General features: G+C 49.9%; 21 protein-coding genes. 12 read left to right on the top strand and 9 right to left on the bottom strand.

The features are described from left to right. Positions 1 to 11: 11 nt before the first annotated feature. The 4 genes from LX87_RS02675 to rplU all read right to left on the bottom strand — a co-directional run bounded on the left by LX87_RS02675 (position 12) and on the right by rplU (position 2,995). The gene (locus tag LX87_RS02675; protein WP_111626620.1) at positions 12 to 1,454 is read right to left on the bottom strand and encodes a DUF5723 family protein; all 1,443 of its coding nucleotides are present in this window, start codon (positions 1,452 to 1,454) and stop codon (positions 12 to 14) included. Between the two features lie 98 nt (positions 1,455 to 1,552). Continuing rightward, positions 1,553 to 2,155, bottom strand: a complete 603-nt coding sequence (locus tag LX87_RS02670; protein ID WP_111626619.1) for a NifU family protein — start codon at positions 2,153 to 2,155, stop codon at positions 1,553 to 1,555. A gap of 150 nt (positions 2,156 to 2,305) precedes the next feature. Further along, positions 2,306 to 2,608 (bottom strand): 50S ribosomal protein L27, encoded by a 303-nt coding sequence (rpmA, locus tag LX87_RS02665; RefSeq protein ID WP_111626618.1) that lies wholly within the window; start codon positions 2,606 to 2,608, stop codon positions 2,306 to 2,308. Between the two features lie 75 nt (positions 2,609 to 2,683). Beyond that, positions 2,684 to 2,995 (bottom strand): 50S ribosomal protein L21, encoded by a 312-nt coding sequence (rplU, locus tag LX87_RS02660; RefSeq protein WP_111626617.1) that lies wholly within the window; start codon positions 2,993 to 2,995, stop codon positions 2,684 to 2,686. 278 nt (positions 2,996 to 3,273) lie between these two features. On the opposite strand from rplU, the gene LX87_RS02655 reads away from it, so the two are divergent. The 3 genes from LX87_RS02655 to LX87_RS02645 all read left to right on the top strand — a co-directional run bounded on the left by LX87_RS02655 (position 3,274) and on the right by LX87_RS02645 (position 5,484). After that, positions 3,274 to 3,915 (top strand): thioredoxin family protein, encoded by a 642-nt coding sequence (locus LX87_RS02655; RefSeq protein ID WP_111626616.1) that lies wholly within the window; start codon positions 3,274 to 3,276, stop codon positions 3,913 to 3,915. Between the two features lie 98 nt (positions 3,916 to 4,013). After that, positions 4,014 to 4,529 (top strand): sll1863 family stress response protein, encoded by a 516-nt coding sequence (locus LX87_RS02650; RefSeq protein WP_111626615.1) that lies wholly within the window; start codon positions 4,014 to 4,016, stop codon positions 4,527 to 4,529. A 250-nt stretch (positions 4,530 to 4,779) separates the two neighbouring features. Next, the gene (locus LX87_RS02645; protein ID WP_211325264.1) at positions 4,780 to 5,484 is read left to right on the top strand and encodes a DUF3291 domain-containing protein; all 705 of its coding nucleotides are present in this window, start codon (positions 4,780 to 4,782) and stop codon (positions 5,482 to 5,484) included. A 13-nt stretch (positions 5,485 to 5,497) separates the two neighbouring features. Here LX87_RS02645 and LX87_RS02640 read toward each other — a convergent pair whose 3' ends face one another. Together LX87_RS02640 and LX87_RS02635 are read right to left on the bottom strand one after the other, a co-directional pair. Next, complete coding sequence (locus LX87_RS02640) at positions 5,498 to 6,277, bottom strand: 3-hydroxyacyl-CoA dehydrogenase (protein ID WP_111626614.1); 780 nt, start codon at positions 6,275 to 6,277, stop codon at positions 5,498 to 5,500. Between the two features lie 8 nt (positions 6,278 to 6,285). After that, positions 6,286 to 6,978: a YjjG family noncanonical pyrimidine nucleotidase gene (locus tag LX87_RS02635; RefSeq protein ID WP_111626613.1), complete on the bottom strand. Its 693-nt coding sequence runs from the start codon at positions 6,976 to 6,978 to the stop codon at positions 6,286 to 6,288. Positions 6,979 to 7,506: 528 nt separating this feature from the next. On the opposite strand from LX87_RS02635, the gene LX87_RS02630 reads away from it, so the two are divergent. From LX87_RS02630 to nth, 3 genes are all read left to right on the top strand, one after another. Next, positions 7,507 to 8,106 carry an RNA polymerase sigma factor gene (locus LX87_RS02630; RefSeq protein ID WP_111626612.1) on the top strand — a complete coding sequence of 200 codons (600 nt, stop codon included), beginning with the start codon at positions 7,507 to 7,509 and terminating at the stop codon, positions 8,104 to 8,106. Continuing rightward, positions 8,081 to 8,317, top strand: coding sequence for a hypothetical protein (locus LX87_RS02625; RefSeq protein WP_111626611.1), 237 nt, complete (start codon positions 8,081 to 8,083; stop codon positions 8,315 to 8,317). The genes LX87_RS02630 and LX87_RS02625 overlap by 26 nt, the downstream gene beginning before the upstream one ends. 137 nt (positions 8,318 to 8,454) lie before the next feature. Continuing rightward, complete coding sequence (gene nth / locus LX87_RS02620; protein ID WP_111626610.1) at positions 8,455 to 9,114, top strand: endonuclease III; 660 nt, start codon at positions 8,455 to 8,457, stop codon at positions 9,112 to 9,114. Positions 9,115 to 9,188: 74 nt separating this feature from the next. Here the strand turns inward: nth and LX87_RS02615 are convergent, their stop codons facing one another. Next, a complete protein-coding gene (locus tag LX87_RS02615) occupies positions 9,189 to 9,608 on the bottom strand; it encodes a nucleoside-diphosphate kinase (protein ID WP_111626609.1) in 420 nt (139 codons plus the stop codon). 109 nt (positions 9,609 to 9,717) lie between these two features. On the opposite strand from LX87_RS02615, the gene LX87_RS02610 reads away from it, so the two are divergent. The 4 genes from LX87_RS02610 (at position 9,718) to rdgB (ending at position 13,402) form a co-directional block, all read left to right on the top strand. Beyond that, entirely contained in the window at positions 9,718 to 10,734 is a 1,017-nt protein-coding gene (locus LX87_RS02610; RefSeq protein ID WP_111626608.1) for a DHH family phosphoesterase, read from the top strand. An 80-nt stretch (positions 10,735 to 10,814) separates the two neighbouring features. Then, positions 10,815 to 11,732 (top strand): FKBP-type peptidyl-prolyl cis-trans isomerase, encoded by a 918-nt coding sequence (locus tag LX87_RS02605; protein WP_111626607.1) that lies wholly within the window; start codon positions 10,815 to 10,817, stop codon positions 11,730 to 11,732. A gap of 106 nt (positions 11,733 to 11,838) precedes the next feature. Continuing rightward, on the top strand, positions 11,839 to 12,762 hold the full coding sequence (locus tag LX87_RS02600) for an FKBP-type peptidyl-prolyl cis-trans isomerase (RefSeq protein WP_111626606.1): 924 nt from the start codon (positions 11,839 to 11,841) through the stop codon (positions 12,760 to 12,762). 64 nt (positions 12,763 to 12,826) lie between these two features. Then, positions 12,827 to 13,402, top strand: a complete 576-nt coding sequence (gene rdgB / locus LX87_RS02595; RefSeq protein WP_111626605.1) for an RdgB/HAM1 family non-canonical purine NTP pyrophosphatase — start codon at positions 12,827 to 12,829, stop codon at positions 13,400 to 13,402. Positions 13,403 to 13,469: 67 nt separating this feature from the next. On the opposite strand, the gene LX87_RS02590 is transcribed toward rdgB, so the two are convergent. Then, positions 13,470 to 15,578: a peptidylprolyl isomerase gene (locus tag LX87_RS02590; RefSeq protein WP_111626604.1), complete on the bottom strand. Its 2,109-nt coding sequence runs from the start codon at positions 15,576 to 15,578 to the stop codon at positions 13,470 to 13,472. 290 nt (positions 15,579 to 15,868) lie between these two features. Here LX87_RS02590 and LX87_RS02585 point away from each other — a divergent pair, with 290 nt between their 5' ends. Beyond that, positions 15,869 to 16,879 (top strand): sterol desaturase family protein, encoded by a 1,011-nt coding sequence (locus LX87_RS02585; RefSeq protein ID WP_111626603.1) that lies wholly within the window; start codon positions 15,869 to 15,871, stop codon positions 16,877 to 16,879. A gap of 104 nt (positions 16,880 to 16,983) precedes the next feature. Here the strand turns inward: LX87_RS02585 and LX87_RS02580 are convergent, their stop codons facing one another. Then, positions 16,984 to 17,973, bottom strand: coding sequence for a ribonucleoside-diphosphate reductase small subunit (locus tag LX87_RS02580; protein WP_111626602.1), 990 nt, complete (start codon positions 17,971 to 17,973; stop codon positions 16,984 to 16,986). Positions 17,974 to 18,225: 252 nt separating this feature from the next. Between LX87_RS02580 and LX87_RS02575 the strand changes: the two genes are divergently transcribed. Continuing rightward, on the top strand, positions 18,226 to 19,038 hold the full coding sequence (locus LX87_RS02575; RefSeq protein WP_111626601.1) for a glycosyltransferase family 2 protein: 813 nt from the start codon (positions 18,226 to 18,228) through the stop codon (positions 19,036 to 19,038). Positions 19,039 to 19,042 lie beyond the last annotated feature (4 nt).

Below are 19,042 nucleotides of genomic sequence, written 5' to 3'. Positions count from 1 at the left end.
ACGCTCAATTGCTACGGTTTCCGGTGCAGACTTGCTATCGCCAAACCGGCGTAGATGTCGGCACCGCGCGGGCGCAATTTATTGGAATTACTGCCAATCATACCAAACAAATTGTCGGTTCCCAGAAAAACCGGCCCAATTCGGATGGATGCGCCCGCAACAAACGAATTGTTGATCAGCGTTAGTGGAATGGCTACACCCAGAGCCGAGGTTTCCAGTCGGGGTGTTACCGAAACCAGCGAAGGCTGACGAATGGCAATGGCATCTTTGGGCCGAACATCCTGCAATAAGGTGCCCGTCAGGTAAAAGCCGTTGCCAATCGCTATGTCGGCGTTAATGGAAAGAGCCGTTGGCAATCCTGAAGTAAACCGCCCGGTATTGTTGGCTTCGGTCAGGCCCAGCCGGTTCGTAATCACGTCAGCAATTTCCTCGCTGCCAGAAACTTCGTTAAAATCCGTCGACTCAAACCGTTTATTGGCGGCATCAATCGAATACTGCCGTACATACCGGTCGTCTCGGTACCGAATGGCACCCACATCCGTCAAGGCAACGCCAAGCCGAAGGGCATACGTATCCGGATTATCGACAGATTTTAGCTGGTACGAAATTCCAATATCAGCCCCCCAGCCCCGACCGGGATTGTTACCATCAAAAAGCTGACGAAGTGTTACGGAACGCCCCCGGTCCTGCAAATACGTGGTATAACCCAGTTCGGCAGTAAGCTCATCGACTTGCAGGTAATACTCACCGGATTGAACTGAATCAGCCAGCACACGGTACGAAAGACCGTTGTTTTTAAAAAAACCGGCCGTAATACCCTGAAGCCGTTTTACCGTAACCCCAATTGAAAGCTGCTGATCATCGTTGCGAATGATAGCACCCGCCAGCGTCAGGCCCAGTTCGGCGTAGGTGTTGGTATTGACCGTAAACTGATTATCCCGGTTTGGCAGGTTATAAAACCGTTGATCTTCCAGCCCCGCCCGCACCACCGACAGCAGCGCTTCGGAGGCATTGTTGATCTGGGCAGTGGCCCGCAGACGCGTTGTCAGGCCAATAGCGGCCCCTTCGCCCAGCCGAACCAACAGAGATGGTCCGCGCAGGTCCGTCCAGGCCGTCGCCGATTTGGCCTTACCATTTCCGGTTTCGCCCAGGTATTCGGGCCGGAATAAGACCGCACCATCCGACAGCCGGTATTCATCGGGCACGCGCTTCAGAACGAGCCCCAGAAGCGAATACGGAGCCTGGTAGCGAAAGTAATCGTTGTTGAGGTGGGCGTTTCCGGCTCCAATGTTCAGGTAAAAGCCGTATTTCGAATCCGCGGCAAACGCCGGATTCAGATAAAGACTCTGCGTTCCCCCGTACGGACTGGGTGACACGCCCAGGAAATTCTGGGCCTTGCTGGAAGAAGCGAAAAGGCAAAAGCAAAGAATACAGGACAACAGCCGCAAGCTCATAAGCGAAAAAGGTCAGAATATGATGATGAATGATGGTTTACAAACGATAATTGTCAACACGCCAAGTTACCATTTTCAAACCATCATTCATCATTTCCTTAAACGCCTTCCGCTTCGACTTGTTTTACATCAGGTACTAATCGGGTCAGTAGATTTTCAATACCGGCTTTCAGCGTTAGCGTAGAGGAAGGGCAACCGCTGCATGAGCCTTGCAGCAAAACTTTAACGGTACCGTCCTCTTCGTTGAAGGAGTGGAAGCTGATAGCGCCCCCGTCGGATTCTACAGCGGGCCGAATGTATTGATCGAGTACGGCTTTAATTTTCTGAACCGTTGGCGAATCGGCTTCTACTTTCGTCGTATTGGCATCAACCGTCTGCTGCGCAAATACCGGTTTCTGGTCACTGAAATACGCCCGAACGAAGTGTTTGAGTTCAAAAAGCACCTCTTCCCACTCGGTTTCGTCATCTTTTGTAACCGTAACGAAATTGCTGGCAATAAACACCCGCTTTACGAAATCAAAGCCAAATAAAGCAACTACCAACGGCGAGCTTTTTCCGGTAGCAATGGCTTCCGATGCATCGGCATAATCAAACGAAAGCCCTTCCGGAGCCAGCGGAAAGTTGACCACAAACTTCATGGAGTTGGGGTTTGGGCTGCTTTCGGTGTACAGCGAAACTGGAGGATATAGCGAAGTTGTCATTTTTTAACGTTTCAATAGTTAGTTCGAACCGGTATAGAAGAAACAGCCGCCGGAAAAGATTAGTTTGCGTATACGAAAAAACCTGCCCGGCAGAGCCAAGCAGGTTTTTTCGTATACGCTGATTATTCCGACTGGAATAACTTCAGAAGCTTATTCAGCAGCTACCGTTTCTACCGCAGCCGTTTCAACAGCCGGGGTACCAGCGGGGACCACGCTCACGAAGGAACGACCACCCTTGCCTTTACGGAACTGAACCTGACCATCGATCAGCGCAAACAACGTGTGGTCTCTGCCGATGCCAACATTTCTGTCGGGGTGATGCTTGGTACCGCGCTGACGAACGATAATGTTACCAGCAATGGCGGCCTGACCACCAAACAGTTTAACACCCAGGCGTTTACTGATCGAGTCACGGCCGTTCTTGGAACTACCTACACCTTTCTTGTGTGCCATTTTTTTAGAAAAGTTTACGGTTTACGGTCTACGGTTAAAAGTCACTACGGCTTAAACCTTAAATCGTAAACGATATTAAACAGTAATGTCTTCGATTAATACTTTGGTTAGATACTGACGGTGGCCATTTTTCTTTTTGTAGCCTTTCCGACGTTTCTTTTTAAAGACGATCACTTTCTCGCCTTTCAGGTGTTCCAGGATTTTACCGGAAACCTGAGCGCCAGCGACGGTCGGGGCGCCTACCGAAATAGTACCGTCATTATCGACAAGAAGAACCTTGTCGAACACAAGTGCAGCGTCCGTATCGCCTTCCAACCGGTGGGTGTAGACGTAACGGCCCTTCTCTACTTTAAATTGCTGCCCTGCGATCTCTACGATTGCATACATGATTGATTCAGAAAATATTGTTTCTCAAAAATGAGGTGCAAATATAGGGCTTTTTCTTTGAAAAAAGAAAACAGAACCTTCTAATCCTGAGAAATGTTAATTTGCTAGGAAACTTCTTGGTTCTTTGCTGGTTAGCATGAATTTTGTGTAGCTTTCCCTGACATAACCGACAGCGCGCAGAACCTGTCGGTCGTGAGTTTCCCTGCCGGAAGCATCTTTGGGGTTTCGGCACTGCACGGTTCTGTAACGAGATGTTTTTGCTTAACCCATACATATGCATGAAAGCGTGGATCAGCCTGCTGGCTGTACTGATGACCACAGTAGCGGCTACTTTTGCTCCGGAGCCTCCTTCCGATAAAAAAAGGACTTACCCGCTCGGCGACGCTGTGCAGGATTTTAAATTGAAAAACGTTGACGGCCGAATGATTTCGCTGTCGGATTATAAAAACGGAAAAGGCGTAATTATCATCTTTACAACCAACCACTGCCCGTTCTCGAAAGCCTACGAAGAACGGATGATTGCCCTGGATCGAAAATACGCCCCGCAGGGGTTCCCGGTTGTGGCGATTCAGCCCAACGATCCGGCGGCTTACACCGAAGATTCATTTGAGAATATGAAAGCCCGGGCAAAGGAAAAAAATTACTCATTCCCGTATTTATCAGACGAAGCACAGACTGTAGCCCGCCAGTTTGGGGCCACCCGTACTCCGGAAGCATTCGTGCTGAAACAGGCTGGTGGGCGCTTCACCATCGAGTATACGGGCGCTATTGACGATAGCCCTCAACTGGCCTCGGCGGTCAAACGGCGGTATGTCGAAGAGGCCGTCAACAACCTGCTGGCGGGCCGACCCGTAGTCACCACCACGGCAAAAGCCATCGGTTGTGCCATCAAATGGAAAGGCATGATGAGCTATGAATGACGAATGGGTTCGCCCAAGGCCGTTCATCACTCCTGGCTTATGACTTCATCTGGCATCTCTTTTGCCAACGACCTTTTACAAACCAATCAATCAGAGAGATGAAAAAGGTCATCATGACATTCCGACAGATCCGAGCCCTGGCTGGTGCCGCATTAGTTATAGCTTCCCTTTCCTTGACGGCTTGCCAAAATGACGGCAAAAATGAATCCCGCACCGAAGATGCTATGGAAAATACCGGCGAAGCCGTAGAAGCGGACGCCGAAAGAGCAGGTGATAAAATGGAGGCCAAAGGCGATGAAGCCGCTGCCGACTTCCGGGAGGAACGTGATAAGGCAGTAGCCAATATGAAGGAAGCGCAACGCAAACTCGACGCCCGAATCGACAAATTAAAAGCCGATATGAAGCAGGAAGGAGCGGAAGCCAAAGCCAAATCCCGTGAAAAACTGGCCGATCTGGAACAGGAACGTAAAGAACTTGGCGAGGATTTGGACAAAGCACAAAACGCCACCGCAGCGGCCTGGAAAGATGTAAAGAAAGGCTTCAAACAAGCCGGTAAGAACATTGGTGATGCGTTTGATAAAGCCGGTGAAAAACTGGATAACGACGGAAATTAATAAGCCGTTTGGCGTTCGATAACCGAAAAAGCCGTCTTGACCACCCAGGTCGAGACGGCTTTTTTGTGGATAAATGTCCACGGATTCCTGGAAAAAATTACCCCAATTTGGTAGACTATAACACCTGGAAACTGCTTCGCTCCGTAATTTTATCACGTTCCGGATTAAAAATAAAAAGCACCGGGTAGCAAACAAGCCGTCCCTATCCGGGTAATACTATAAACGGCACGTAACCAACCGTTCTCTTACAGTGATCGTTACCTTTACGCTATTACGGTATCGGCCCCGCGGCTGGTACGGGGCCTTTGCCAACATGGGCCGCTGGATGATGCAACCTTTTCAGGCCGACGGCTTGCGGTTCCAGAAAATGATGGGTTGCGGCCGAAACTTTGGGCTAATACCAGACATGTCGGCCTACGCTTTTCTGGGTGTGTGGACCGACGAAAAAGCCGCCCGGCTTTTCTTTGAATCCAACCGCTGGAAACGCATCTGCCAGCACACAAAAGAGGTAGGAACACTTTATCTGCACCCGCTCCGGTCGCACGGCGCCTGGGACGGCCAAAACCCGTTTGACTCTTCGTCGGAACGGGCTCCTGACGGTTTTCCGATTGCGGTTCTGACGAGGGCCACCGTCCGGCTGGCCGCTTTACCCGATTTCTGGCGACACATTCCACAGGCCCGTGAGCGCCTGAAAAACCACGCTGATGACCTGCTGCTGGCCCTGGGCGTGGGCGAAAAACCGCTGGTGCAGCAATGTACCGTCAGCGTCTGGAAGGACGCCAAAACAATTGAGCGATTTGCGTATCGGGAAAGTGGGCACAAGGAGGTTGTCCGGCGGACCCGCGAACGGCGCTGGTATTCAGAAGAACTGTTTGCCCGGTTTGCGGTGGTAGCCAGTGAAGGCCATTTTTTCGGCAAACCAATCGGGTGGGAAACGGCTGATACAATACCGTAAAGGATCAAAAGCGTTATTTCGGTGCCATTCGGATGGCACCGTCCAGTCGGATCACTTCGCCGTTCAGCATGGGATTTTCAACGATGGCTCTGGCCAGCATTGCATACTCGTGCGGCCGCCCCAGCCGCGACGGAAACGGCACCTGCTGCCCCAGCGAAATCCGCGCTTCTTCGGGCAGGCCCATCAGCAGCGGTGTTTCAAACAAACCGGGTGCAATGGTCATAACCCGGATACCGGTTCTGGCCAGATCACGGGCCACGGGCAAGGTCAGGCTGGCAATACCGCCCTTCGAAGCCGCATAAGCCGCCTGCCCGATCTGGCCGTCGTAAGCCGCTACCGATGCCGTGTTGATGATCAGCCCCCGCTCCCCTTCCGCATTGGGCAGATTCTTTTCCATAGCAAAAGCCGCCAGCCGGATAACGTTGAACGTTCCGATCAGGTTGATCTTAACAACTTTTTCAAAAACCGCCAGCGAATGAGGACCGTAGGCATTGTCCACCTTACCAATGGTTTTGCGGGCTTCGGCAATACCAGCGCAATTGACGACAATCTGCAAACTCCCAAACTCCTGAAGAGCCAGATCGACAGCCGCCTGAACGTCGGACTCGCTGGTTACATCGGTGCGCAGAAACCGTACCCGCTCCTGAAGCTCGACCGCCAGGGCTTCGCCTTTTTCTTTGTTTAAATCCAGAATGACAATATTGGCACCCTGCGAATGAAACAGCCGAACCGTGGCTTCGCCCAGGCCGGAAGCCCCGCCGGTAATCAGGGCTGTGGTGTTGTTTAACTGCATAACGGCGATTACAGAATGGCCATCAATTCTTTCAGGTGCTGAATTTCGTACGTCGGCTTCGGGCCTTCAATCGGCAAGGTGGCGGTGTTGTAATAAACCACATCCATACCGGCATTCAGCGCCCCGCACACGTCGGCTTCGTAATTATCGCCAATCATCAGGCTTTCGCGCAACGACGCCCCGGAGGTTTCCAGCGCAAACTGAAAAATACGGGTGTCGGGCTTCTTGGCGGCTGCTTTCTGATTGGTAATGATGTGTTGAAAATAGTCGGTCAGGCCCGAGCTGGCCATTTTCAGCGCCTGAATTTCATCAAAACCGTTGGTGATGATGTGCAGCACGTACCGATCTTTCAGGTATTCCAGTACTTCAATTGCCGACTCCATCAGATGCGGCTTTCGGGGCAGCAGTTGCAGATACCGCTCGTTCATATCGTCGCAAATGGAATGATCCGTTACCCCAACGGCTTCCATCACCAGCCGGAAACGCCGTTCCCGAATCTGGGCGTGTGTCAGACGGTTGTTGTCAAAATCCGACCAGAGCTGCCGGTTAATGACCGTAAAGTGCTGGTTGAACACGTCGGCCGACGCCACGCCAACTTCTGCCAGCCGGAACGTCTCGTATAATTCACAAAGGGATTCTGTCGAATTGCGTTCAAAATCCCAGAGTGTGTGATCCAGATCAAAAAAAAGATGTTTATACATAAGCTACTAAAGTAGGAGCTACTCCATCAAAAGCTCCTTTATTACCCGATAACGTCCAACTTGGTAAAGTGATTATACGAGCCGTCGGTGGGGCCTAAAAAACGCATGGATAAGTTTTCAACGCTTTTCTAATCCGAAACTAGACGAACGTCGTATATTGGGTTCGTGCCGCACCGTTCTGGTCAATTCCTTACCGGATACGGCCCTAATTTTTTTGAAATAATTTTAAACGATTTAAACTCTTTTGTACACTTTGGGGTCTACCCAAAAAACGGCACAAGAAAAGTACAAAGTATTCATTGAATAAGACCGAAATCGAATAATTAATAATAATCAGCCGTTTTTTTGCGATTTGCCTAATAAAGTGCAATATTTTGACCGATTATTATGAAAATAATTCTTCCGGGTATTGCAAAGTACAATGAAAATATTTTACTTTGAGTAAAAGAATCAGATCATTCACTAAAAATCCCAACGCTCACACACTATCGATACAACGCTCTACGTTACCTAACTGATTACTGAAAAATGGACAAATTGCAGGTTAGCGACAGTGAGCTTATATCCCTGTACATCCGCGGTAGTGAAAAAGCCTTCGAGAAGTTGGTTCAGCGCCATAAGTCGAAAGTTTATACCACGATTTATCTGATTGTAAAAGACCAGTACGTTGCCGAAGATTTAATGCAGGACACCTTTATCAAGGCCGTCGAAACGCTTAAATCAGGTAAGTACAACGAAGAGGGTAAATTTTTACCCTGGATTATACGGATCGCTCACAACCTGGCTATTGATTTTTTTAGGAAGGAAAAACGCTACCCCAATGTAGTGTTTGAAGATGGTAGTAATGTGTTCAACTCGCTGGAATTTGCTGAAGATTCAATTGAATCGGTGCAGATCCGGCAGGAAACACATGAACATCTGCGTGAGCTGATTCAACGGCTGCCCGAGCAGCAACGACAGGTTCTGATTATGCGGCATTACGAGGAAATGAGTTTCCAGGAAATTGCCGACGCAACCGGAGTCAGTATCAATACGGCATTGGGGAGAATGCGTTATGCTTTAATTAATTTGCGTAAGCAACTAAGCAAACGTTCCCCATACTATGATACAAATCTTTACCAACGATGACGTGATCCGGTACGTCTATGAGGAGACTTCCGCAGAGGAAAATCTGTTGATTGAAGACGCCCTGATGGCCGAACCAGAATTAATGAATTTCTACCTGGATACGCTGGAAATCAAGTGTTTGATGAACAAAATCGAACGCACTCCATCGAATGCCTCTATTCAAAATATCCTGAATTTTTCTAGGAATTATTCGCCAAACCCGTCCGCCTGACTACGGCTCGACGGGTTTTCGTTTTCTCTGATTTTCCCTGATAATCTCTGATCAACTCTGTGTAATAACTTTCATTCCTGTTACACAGAGTTGATCAGAGATTATCAGAGTTGATCGGAGGGGTTTATAGTTGCATCATGCAAAAGAAAGAACGCTTTCGCCTGTTTCTCGATTACTTCACTACGAACTTTCCAGAACCAAAGACCGAACTCAATTACGGCAATCCGTACGAATTGCTGGTTGCGGTTATCCTGTCGGCTCAATGCACCGATAAGCGGATTAATCAGGTAACGCCCACGTTGTTCGAGCGGTTTCCTGATCCCGAATCACTGGCGGCAGCGTCGGTCGAAGAGGTGTTTAGTTATATTCGGAGTGTGTCGTATCCAAACAACAAAGCCAAGCACCTGGTCGGTATGGCAAAAGTGCTGACCGAACAGTTTGGTTCGGAAGTCCCGGCTAAAGTGGAAGAGTTGCAGAAAATGCCGGGGGTGGGCCGCAAAACCGCCCATGTCATTACCTCCCTGATTTTTAATCAGCCAACGATGGCCGTCGATACGCACGTATTTCGGGTGTCGCACCGGCTGGGTCTGGTTCCGAGAACCGCCACTACTCCGCTGGCTGTTGAAAAGGCCCTGATGCCTTACATCCCGAAGGAGTATGTGCCCAAAGCGCACCACTGGCTGATTCTGCACGGACGGTATGTCTGTATTGCCCGCACCCCAAAGTGTACAGAATGCGCCTTGACGCACTTCTGCAAATACTATTCGGAACTGGGATTACGCAAATTAATAGATTAATCAGGCTATAACAGGGATGCTTGTGTTGCCAATCGTCGTTAATCTGTGTAATCCTGGTTCAAGACAATCAGCGGTCAGAACTGCTCCAGCCCGGCAAAGAAGAAATCGCTTTCAATTTTTGCGTTTTCATCTGAATCCGAACCATGAATAGCATTGGATTCCACAGACTTGGCAAACTGTTTCCGGATGGTACCTTCTTCGGCCTGGGCCGGATTCGTTGCACCAATCAGTTTGCGGAAATCAGCGACAGCATTGTCTTTTTCCAGAATCATCGGAATAATGGGCCCCGACGACATATACGTTGTTAAACCGTCGTAGAAAGGCCGCTCCTGGTGTACGGCGTAGAACTGCCCGGCGCGTTCTTTGGTCAGGTGAACTTTCTTGATGGCAACGATTCGAAAACCGGCTTCTTCAATAATTTTAATGATTGCACCGGAATGGCCCTCTGCTACGGCATCGGGCTTAATCATCGTGAACGTACGGTTAGTCGTCATGCGGAAGTGAGCCAAAATATTATTTGGCTTCAAAGGTATAAAGATTAGATAACAATTCTTCGTAATTTTGTGAATTGATACTTACCCGTTTCCACGGGATGATTTATAAATGCAAGACTTCGACGCTATCCGTGATTTAATTGAGAAGCCCCAGACGGTGCTGATTACAACCCACCTCAACCCCGATGCCGATGCCATGGGGTCGTCGCTGGGTCTGGCGGGCTATCTGAAAAAACGGAACCACCGGGTAACGGTTATTGCTCCGACCGAGTATCCCGACAATCTGAACTGGCTCAGCGGAAACAGCGAAGTCATTGTCTTTGAGGAGAAAAAACGGATTGAGGTTACACAACTGTTCGAGCAGGCCAACGTTATTTTCTGCCTCGACTTTTCGGTCTTGAACCGCATTCGTGATCTGGAGCCGATGGTGCGGCAGTCGCGCGCCAAAAAAGTGATGATCGACCATCATCTGGAACCCGAAGCATTTGCGGATTTCACCTATTGGGATACCTCGGCTGCGGCTACGGCCCAGTTGATTTTTCGGCTCATTGACCAGATTGGCGACAAGGCACTCATTGATGTACCGATCGCCGAATGCCTGTACGCTGGTATCATGACGGATACGGGTTCGTTCCGGCACGCCAGCACCACGGGCGACGTACACCGGGTTGTGGCCGACCTAATCGACATCGGAATCGAAGTAAGCCCGATTCACCGCCGGATTTATGACAATGTATCGCTGGATAAACTGCGGTTTACCGGCTATGCCTTATCGGAAAAGCTGGTGGTGTTGCCGGAATACCGCTTTGCCTACATCACCATTACGGACGCGGAACTCAAACGGTTCCGGTCGAAAATGGGCGATACCGAAGGGCTGGTTAATCAGGCGCTGGCTGTGGAAGGCGTTGTGATGGCGGCCATTCTGATTGACCGGGGCGATGAAGTAAAAATGTCGTTTCGGTCGCTGGGCGATTTTTCGGTGCGCGATCTGGCCAGCCAGCATTTCAACGGTGGCGGCCACAAGAATGCCGCTGGTGGCCGAACCACCCTGACGTTGCGGGAAACCGAAGAAAAACTGTTAAATGTATTACCCGCGTATCAGGAACAACTCTTGGAATCCGTTTAACCTAGTAACACTATACCGTTTGTGGTGTGTAGTTAACCACAAATTCTAACCAAAAACTACGAACTACAAACTCTAATTTCATGAATCTCAAATCCATTGGTACACTTTCTCTGCTGGTAGCTGCTCTGGCTGCCTGCGACAACAACCGGGTGCAAGTAACCGAGAACGGTCTGAAGTACAAGTTTCACGAAGATGTTGAAGACACGCCCAAGGCAAAAGTCGGCGACGTGATGACATTTAATATTACGGTTAAAAACAGCAAGGACTCGACGCTGGGCAGCAGCTATACCACCGGCTCACCCGTAAAACAGCCCCTACAGGCTTCGACGTTTAAAGGCAGCCTGGAAGAAGGTCTGGCCCTGCTGAGCAAAGGTGACAGTGCCACCATTTATGTGAACGCCGATTCCATTGCGGCACGGTCCATGCAGCCCCTGCCGCCGTTTATTCCGAAAGGCTCCGACATTGCCTATACCATCAAAGTGATTGATATCCAGTCGATGGAAGAATTCCAGAAAGCTCAGGTGGAGCTTCGGGAAAAACAGAAAGGGGTCGATGCCAAAACCATCGCCGATTACGTAGCGAAAAACAAACTGGCCGCCCAGAAAACGGCGTCAGGTCTGTATTACGTCATTACGCAGCCGGGAGCAGGTGCGCAACCGGCCAACGGAGATGTGGTAAAAGTGAAATACACGGGCAAGCTGATGGACGGTAAAGTATTCGACAGCTCCGATAAACAACCACAAACCCAGGCCGGTATTGACTTTCCGCTGGGCCAGGGCGCCGTTATTCCGGGTTGGGAAGAGGGCATTCGCCAATTGCGCAAAGGTGCTAAAGGCACGCTGATTATTCCGTCGGGCCTGGCCTACGGTACGGAAGGCGCTCCGGGTGCCATTCCGCCTAACTCCGTCATCATGTTCGACGTGGAACTGGTTGACATCAAGAAAGGAGCCGCACCGACGCCACCGCAAATGCCACAAATGCCGCAGGGCGGCCGGTAATCGGTTGCTAAAATCTGTCGACGAACCCGATACGGAATCCGGTATCGGGTTCGTTGTTTAGAAACAGAAGACCGTGAGAAGAACCACCTTTATCTATACGCGTAACATGAATGTGACAAAAAATTGGCTGAAATGGAGCGTTGCCGTTTCACTAATTGGGCTCTTAACCGCGCAGATGGCTTGCCAGCCCGATCCGGGTGAGGCTCTGAACGAACGGAAGCGACGCGAAAACGAGGAAGATATTCTTGCCTATCTCGATAAAACCAACCTTAGACCAAAAGCGGAAAAAAACGAGCTAACCGGCCTGTATATCATCCGGACGAAAGCCGTGGAGAACGGGCAGTTGGCAAAGGAAGGCGATGAAGTAAAATTCTTTTTTACGCAGAGCCGCCTGGACAGCGTTGTAGTGGATAGTTCAGAAACAGCCGCTGGCATTCCTAACCTTGCCACGGTTGGAGTAACAAGGGGCATCACCGCCCGGCTATACCAAAGCCTGCAACTACTGAAAGAAGGCGAAGAAGCCATCATACTGGCTCCCTACGACCCAACCGACAACAAGGGCGGCAATTTGCTGTTACCGGCTTACACGCCCGTTCGGTACGATATTAAGGTTGTTAGCGTCCGGACGGAAGACGAGCAGATTCAGGATTATCTGGTAGCGAATAAACTGACGGCTGCCGAAAAAACGGAATCGGGACTGCGGTTCCTCCTGACCAAGAAATCACCGGCGGATTCGGCGCAGGTGAAGGCGGGGCAGACGGCGAAAGTGAAATACACCGGCAAGCTTTTGAACGGCAACCAGTTTGACGCCAGCGCCGACGGCTCTGAATTTAACGTTGGTACCGGGGCCGTTATTCAAGCCTGGGATGAAGCGCTGGTGAAAATGCGCGTTGGCGAGAAAGCCACCATCGTACTACCGTCCTCGATTGGATACGGGCCAACGGGGCGTCTCAACCAGACAACCGGAATCTACACCATTCCTCCCTATGCGCCACTTGCGTTTGAACTGGAAGTGGTGAGTTCGAAGTAACGTTTCTTTCCTATACATTTAGGCTGTCTTTCACGGGACAGCCTATTTTTTTAACCATTTGTCTATGACACTTTGTTTTGCCACCAATAACGCCAGTAAACTGGCCGAAATCTCGGCCATGCTGGGTGATCAGTTCGAGTTGAAAACCTTACATGATATTGGCTGTTTTGAAGAAATCCCCGAAACGCAGGACACGATACCCGGCAACTCGCGACAGAAAGCCACACACGTCTGGGATCATTATCAGGTCAACTGTTTTGCCGACGATTCGGGTCTGGAAGTCGATGCGCTGGATGGTGCGCCGGGGGTTCACTCGGCTTATTATGGCGGCCATCCGCGAAGCTACGAGCGTAATCTAAACCTGCTGCTGACCAATCTGGCCGGTGTCTCAAACCGGAGTGCCCGCTTCCGAACCGTCATTACGCTGGTCATCGACGGCCAGTATCACCTTTTTGAAGGCGTTGCAGAGGGCCAGATTCTGACCGAACCGCGCGGCACGGGCGGTTTCGGCTACGACCCGATTTTCCAGCCCGACGGTTATGATCGTACCTTTGCGGAAATGAGCATGGACGAAAAAGCGGGCATCAGCCACCGCGGTCAGGCGTTTAAGAAGCTGGTAGCCTTCCTGAAAAATCAGTAAACTTCTTTTGGGCATAAAAAAAGCGACCCGGCTGGGGTCGCTTTTTTTATGCATTATCTCGAACGGATTAATAGAACTTAGCCCGACGATCTTTAATATCGGCGTTATCACGAATGGCTTCATTGATCATGAAACCGGCCCGGCTGCTGGCGTTTTGCTGTAACTGGTTTTTGTAAACCGTATAATCGGCAACCGACGGAGCCGGGGTCACTTTCGTTGTTTCCACGATTAATACCCCCGCGTCGCCCGCAAACGGTTTTGAACGTTTGCCGGCTTTCAGTCCGAAGATTTTACCAACGGCCAGCGGATCAACACCCGCACTTTTCAGAAAACCGGTCGCCATGTTGATATCCGGCACGGTTTCTACCAGAGCCCCGGCGCCGTATTTCTGCGCAATGGATTCAAGTGTGCCGGATGCACTGCCCAGCTTGGCAATGATCTGTTCAGCTTTCAACTGGTTGCGGACTTTCGCTGTCAGTTCCTGACGGAAGTTTTCAATTGAAACTTCATCTTCGGACGTTTCGCCGGTCAGAACAGCCACCACATACTGGTCGTCTACTTCAATTGCCGATGAAACATCGTTAATATCCGTATCCTTATTGAAGGCCCAGCGAACCAGTTCACGGGCATTACCCAATGCGTTAACGCTGGTTGCGTTTTCCGGGATGCGTTCGGCAGTAGCGACCACCAATGTTTTGTCTTTTTTGGTATTCTCGTCAAAATCATCCTTCGACTTGCTTTCCGTTGCGAACTGTTCAGCTTTGCGGTACACTTCGTCGCGGGTAGCCTGACTTGGCGTAATGGTTTTACCAATGGTGGCAATCCGATACAGGGTGTTGGTTTTTGGCTCGGTTATTTTAATAATGTGAAAACCAAACTCGGTTTCAACCAGACGCGGAATCAAACCCGTTCCGTTGAAGCTGAAAACCGCATCCTGGAACGGCTTCACCATCTGGTTGTTATTTTTGAAGTACCCCAAATCACCGCCCTGCTGACGTGATCCATCGGCGCTGTTCTCAGCCGCCAATGCTTCGAAACTAGCACCTCCCTGAATCTGTCTCAGAATTCCTTCGGCCTTGGTACGCGCTGCGGCTTTGGCCGTGTCGCCACCGGCGGCCCGAATCAGGATGTGGCTGGCCCGAACCGTGAAGTTGGTATCTTTTTTCGTACCACTGTATTTGTAAATAAAATACGTGTTTCCTTCTTTATACGGACCGTAAACTCCGCCGGAAGCAAAGGTGCCTACGGTAGCTTTTAGCTGTTCCGGCATTTCGCCCAGCGTCATGTACAACGGAGCCTGAATATCAGAGTTCATCCGGGCATACGACGAGTCATTGGGTGCAGCGGCCAAACCACGGGCCAGGCTTTTGATCTGATCATACAAAGCCGTGCTGTCTTCTTTTGAGGGAGCCACCGGGAACGTCACGTATTGGAGCGTCCGGCTGTTATAGCTCTTATATTCGTCTTTGTGCTTGTTGAGGTAGTCCTGTAACTGGCTATCGGTAACTTTCACCGTTGTGTCAGGAACGACGTAGTACGGAACCAGCAGAAATTTGGCATCGGCGCGGGTATTTTGTGCCTGATACTCTTTCTGGGCTTCGGCGGTGGTCACAAACGACGACAATCGGAGCAGGTTTTCGTATTTGACCCGCATACGGTCGGCGCTCAGATTCCGCTCGAAGTTCGTCCAGGCCATTTGTTGTTCGGCCGGTAAGGTCTTGAGGCTTTTCAGGTAATTGATAACTGTATTTTTATCGAAAGCTCCGGTTTGGGGATCCGTAAAGGTTTGCCGGATGGCGGGGCTGATGTAGTTACCCTGCACCATGTCGATCAGTTCTTCTTTGGTAACGGCCAGACCCAGAGCGTCGTACTCTTTCGCGTAAGCAATGTCTAAAATAAACTGGTTCCAGGCTTGATCGCGGAGTTGAACCTGATCCTGCTCCGTAGCAGGCCGACCGGTTTGCTGCTCATAAGCTGCCCGGGCTTCATCGACTTTCGCATTGAATTCCTGGTATGAAATCTCCTGCCCGGCAATCTCGCCTACCGTCTGATCCTGCCCTCCAAACAGGCTCTGAGACCCGAGCAAATCCCCGCCGACAATAAATAAAATCAAACTGACGGCAATAATACCTACCGCGACGCCCGATTTTTCCCTGATTTTGTTAATTAAAGCCATTACGATGTTAGTTACACAAAAATCTGACCCGCAAAATAACACTTTTTCTCACAGAAATACAAGGCTAAACCCAGACCAAAAACCGCCAGATTGTTAAAATCAGGGAAGTTCTGTCCGGATGAATTAACAACTTCCAAATCAGGTGCTTCTATTTACTTTCCTCCCTTTTCCAGTAAGGCAAAATCGTCCCATTAATGCTTTCACCCAAGTAGAAAAATTTGTATTTTTGCTTGAATATTTTTTATAATGAAACCGTTTGTTTGCGCTCTTCACTAAACTACTTACTGGCTATGGAGTTTTTTCAAACCATTTACGACGAATTTCTCTCCTTTTTCGGCGTCGGATCATGGCTAAAAATGTTCAAATCCGGCGATTATTCCGCCTTGCTTACCTGGGATGGTATCCGGTCGGCCATGTCACCCCTGATTCCGCTGCTGCTGATTATCGAAATTGCCCGGGCCTCGTTTTATAAGCGATTCAAGATTGATAATTACAAAATATCGTTTCTGATCATCGTTTTTAACCGATTTATCGGACGCTACCTCTCCTTTGCGATGGTGGCGCTGTGTATCGGTCTCTTTGAAAAATACGCGATCATCACCACCACACCGACCTGGTACTGGTTTTTGTACGGGTATGTTGTCTGGGAACTGGCCCACTTCGTCTACCACTATCTGGGCCACAAGGTCCGGCTTTTCTGGTGCCTGCATTCGACCCACCACGCTCCGGAAGACATGAACCTTTCGGTAACGTACGCCCACTTCTTTCTGGAAGCGCCCTACGCCGACATTATTCGAACCACCATCTGTATTCTGCTGGGTGTCAACCCCGTCCTGTTGTTTCTCATCATGTTTATCGACGGAACCTGGGGGGCGCTGATCCACGTTGGCGAGAACATTCTGAAAGACGGTCGGCTGGGCTTTTTGCACAAAATCATCCTGACGCCTTCGCACCACCGGGTTCACCACGCCAAGAATCCGCTGTATATGGACACCAACTTCTGTAACCTTCTGAATATCTGGGACCATGTATTCGGAACGCTGCAACACGAGAAAAAAGAAGTACCGATGGAATACGGTATTACGCGGGAGATGAATCCGGGAAATTTCTGGGATGTTTATTTCGGTGAATTTTATGCGCTGGCGAAAGACATCCGGAAAGCCCCCGGACTGAAAAACAAGCTGCTTTACATCATCATGCCCCCGGGCTGGAACCATACGGGCGACCATAAAACGGCAAAAATTGTTAAAAAAGAATTTCTGGACACCTCCGATGCCCAACCCGTTGTCAATGTCTCCTGATAAGGCCAAAACCGTTCTGGATGTAGCGGTTTGGGGAGTCTGCTAAAATAAAAAAGAGCCTACCTTCCGGTAGGCTCTTTTTTATGACACGGTTTGATACTGGATTAGAAATCAGCGTCAAACGTAATTTTCTGATCTTCTTTTTCCTTCGTCGATCCCATTACGCCCGCTTTCTGGTATTCACCAACACGCTTCTCGAAGAAGTTGGTTTTTCCTTGCAACGAAATCATGTCCATGAAATCGAACGGATTGGTTGAGTTATACACCTTTTTCAAACCGAGTGATACCAGCAGGTGGTCGGCCACAAATTCGATGTACTGATTCATCAGATCCGCGTTCATGCCGATCAGCGATACCGGCAACGCATCCGTCACAAACTCCTGTTCAATGCTGACGGCATCCTTAATCATCGCATACACATCTTCTTCCGGCAGCTTATTCTGAATGTGGTCTGTATAAAGCAGGCAGGCAAAGTCGCGGTGCAGCCCTTCATCGCGCGAAATCAATTCGTTTGAGAACGCCAAACCGGGCATCAGACCCCGCTTTTTAAGCCAGAAAATCGAGCAGAACGAACCGGAGAAGAAAATCCCTTCCACCGCAGCAAACGCTAGCAGGCGCTCAACAAACGACCCGTTTTCGATCCACCGCATGGCCCAGTCGGCTTTCCGTTTCACGCACGGGATGGTGTCGATGGCCCGCAGCATTTTGTCTTTCTCAACCGGATTTTTGATGTAGGTATCAATCAGCAGCGAATAGGTTTCCGAATGGATGTTTTCCATCATGATCTGGAAACCATAGAAACACTTGGCTTCGGCATACTGTACCTGCGACAGAAACCCGACCGCCAGATTCTCATTGACAATTCCGTCGGATGCAGCAAAGAATGCCAGCACGTGCGAGACAAAATGCCGTTCACCATCGGTCAGGTTTTCCCAGTCGCGCTGATCCTGTGAAAGGTCGATTTCTTCGGCTGTCCAGAACGATGCCTCGTGCTGTTTGTACATTTTCCAGATGTCGTGGTGCCGAATGGGGAATAGAACAAACCGGAGCGGGTCCTCTTGCAGTATCGGTTCGAGTGCTTCAGGTTGAGCCATGATCTATTGACTTATTTATAACTTGACGTATGATGAACAAAAAAGTGAGTTAACAAAGTTATCGGATTGAGGGAGGAATACAATCGAAAAATTACGGGATGAAAGTAGTTTACGAAACCCTTGTGGAATAACTACATAACTATCAAACAGTTGTTGAATACGGGGCGCAATAAGTTCTTAGAAATCTGCTAAAATTTGATTTTTACATTGAAAAACAGTCATTTGTAGTCCCATCTCGATTTTAGTCGTTTTATGTCCGTATCACCCGTATCCAGTTCCCCGCCCGTCAGTGCCGTAATGATTACGTTCAACTCCGCCCGGATTCTGCCCGCCGTGCTCGGTGCATTAACCTGGTGCGATGAAATTGTCGTGGTCGATTCGGGCAGCACCGACCAGACTCTGGCGATTGCCCAGCACTTTGGCTGCCGGGTGCTGCACCGCGATTTCAACGGGTTTGGTCAGCAGAAAGGATTTGCCGTGGATCAGGCCCGGAATCATTGGGTGCTGGTGGTGGATGCCGATGAAGTGGTGACCGATGCCCTCCGGTCAGAAATTCAGCTTCGGCTGGCGGAAGCTGAAGCCGGTACACTCAGCTTCCGGGGCTTTGAAGTGCCGATTTCGCTGGTATTTCTGGGACGATTGATGCGCTACGGGGGAGAATATAAAATGCCGCACCTACGGCTTTTCGACAAACGGTTTGGGAATTACAATTCGGCCCGGGTTCACGAAGATGTGGTGCTACAGGGTTCGGTTGGCAAACTGACGCACCACATGCTGCACGACAGCTACGGTAGTCTGCACGAATATTTTGAGAAATTCAACCGCTACACCACCGCCGGAGCCCACGATCTGCAAAGCCGGGGCCGACACGGTTCCATTGCCCAGATTGTCTTTCGGCTCCCGATCACCTTTCTCAAGGAATACCTGCTCAAACAGAATTTCCTGAACGGGTATCCCGGCTTTATCTGGTCACTTTTTTCGGCCATGTATCCGGTGGTGAAGTACGCCAAACTGCGGGAACTGGAAAACAGCGGCCAGGCTCATCCGGTTTCCAGAGTCTCCTAACGGT

This window comes from Larkinella arboricola (genome assembly GCF_003259745.1).
Taxonomy (GTDB): domain Bacteria; phylum Bacteroidota; class Bacteroidia; order Cytophagales; family Spirosomataceae; genus Larkinella; species Larkinella arboricola.
This window is presented reverse-complemented; position numbering and strand designations above follow the sequence as displayed.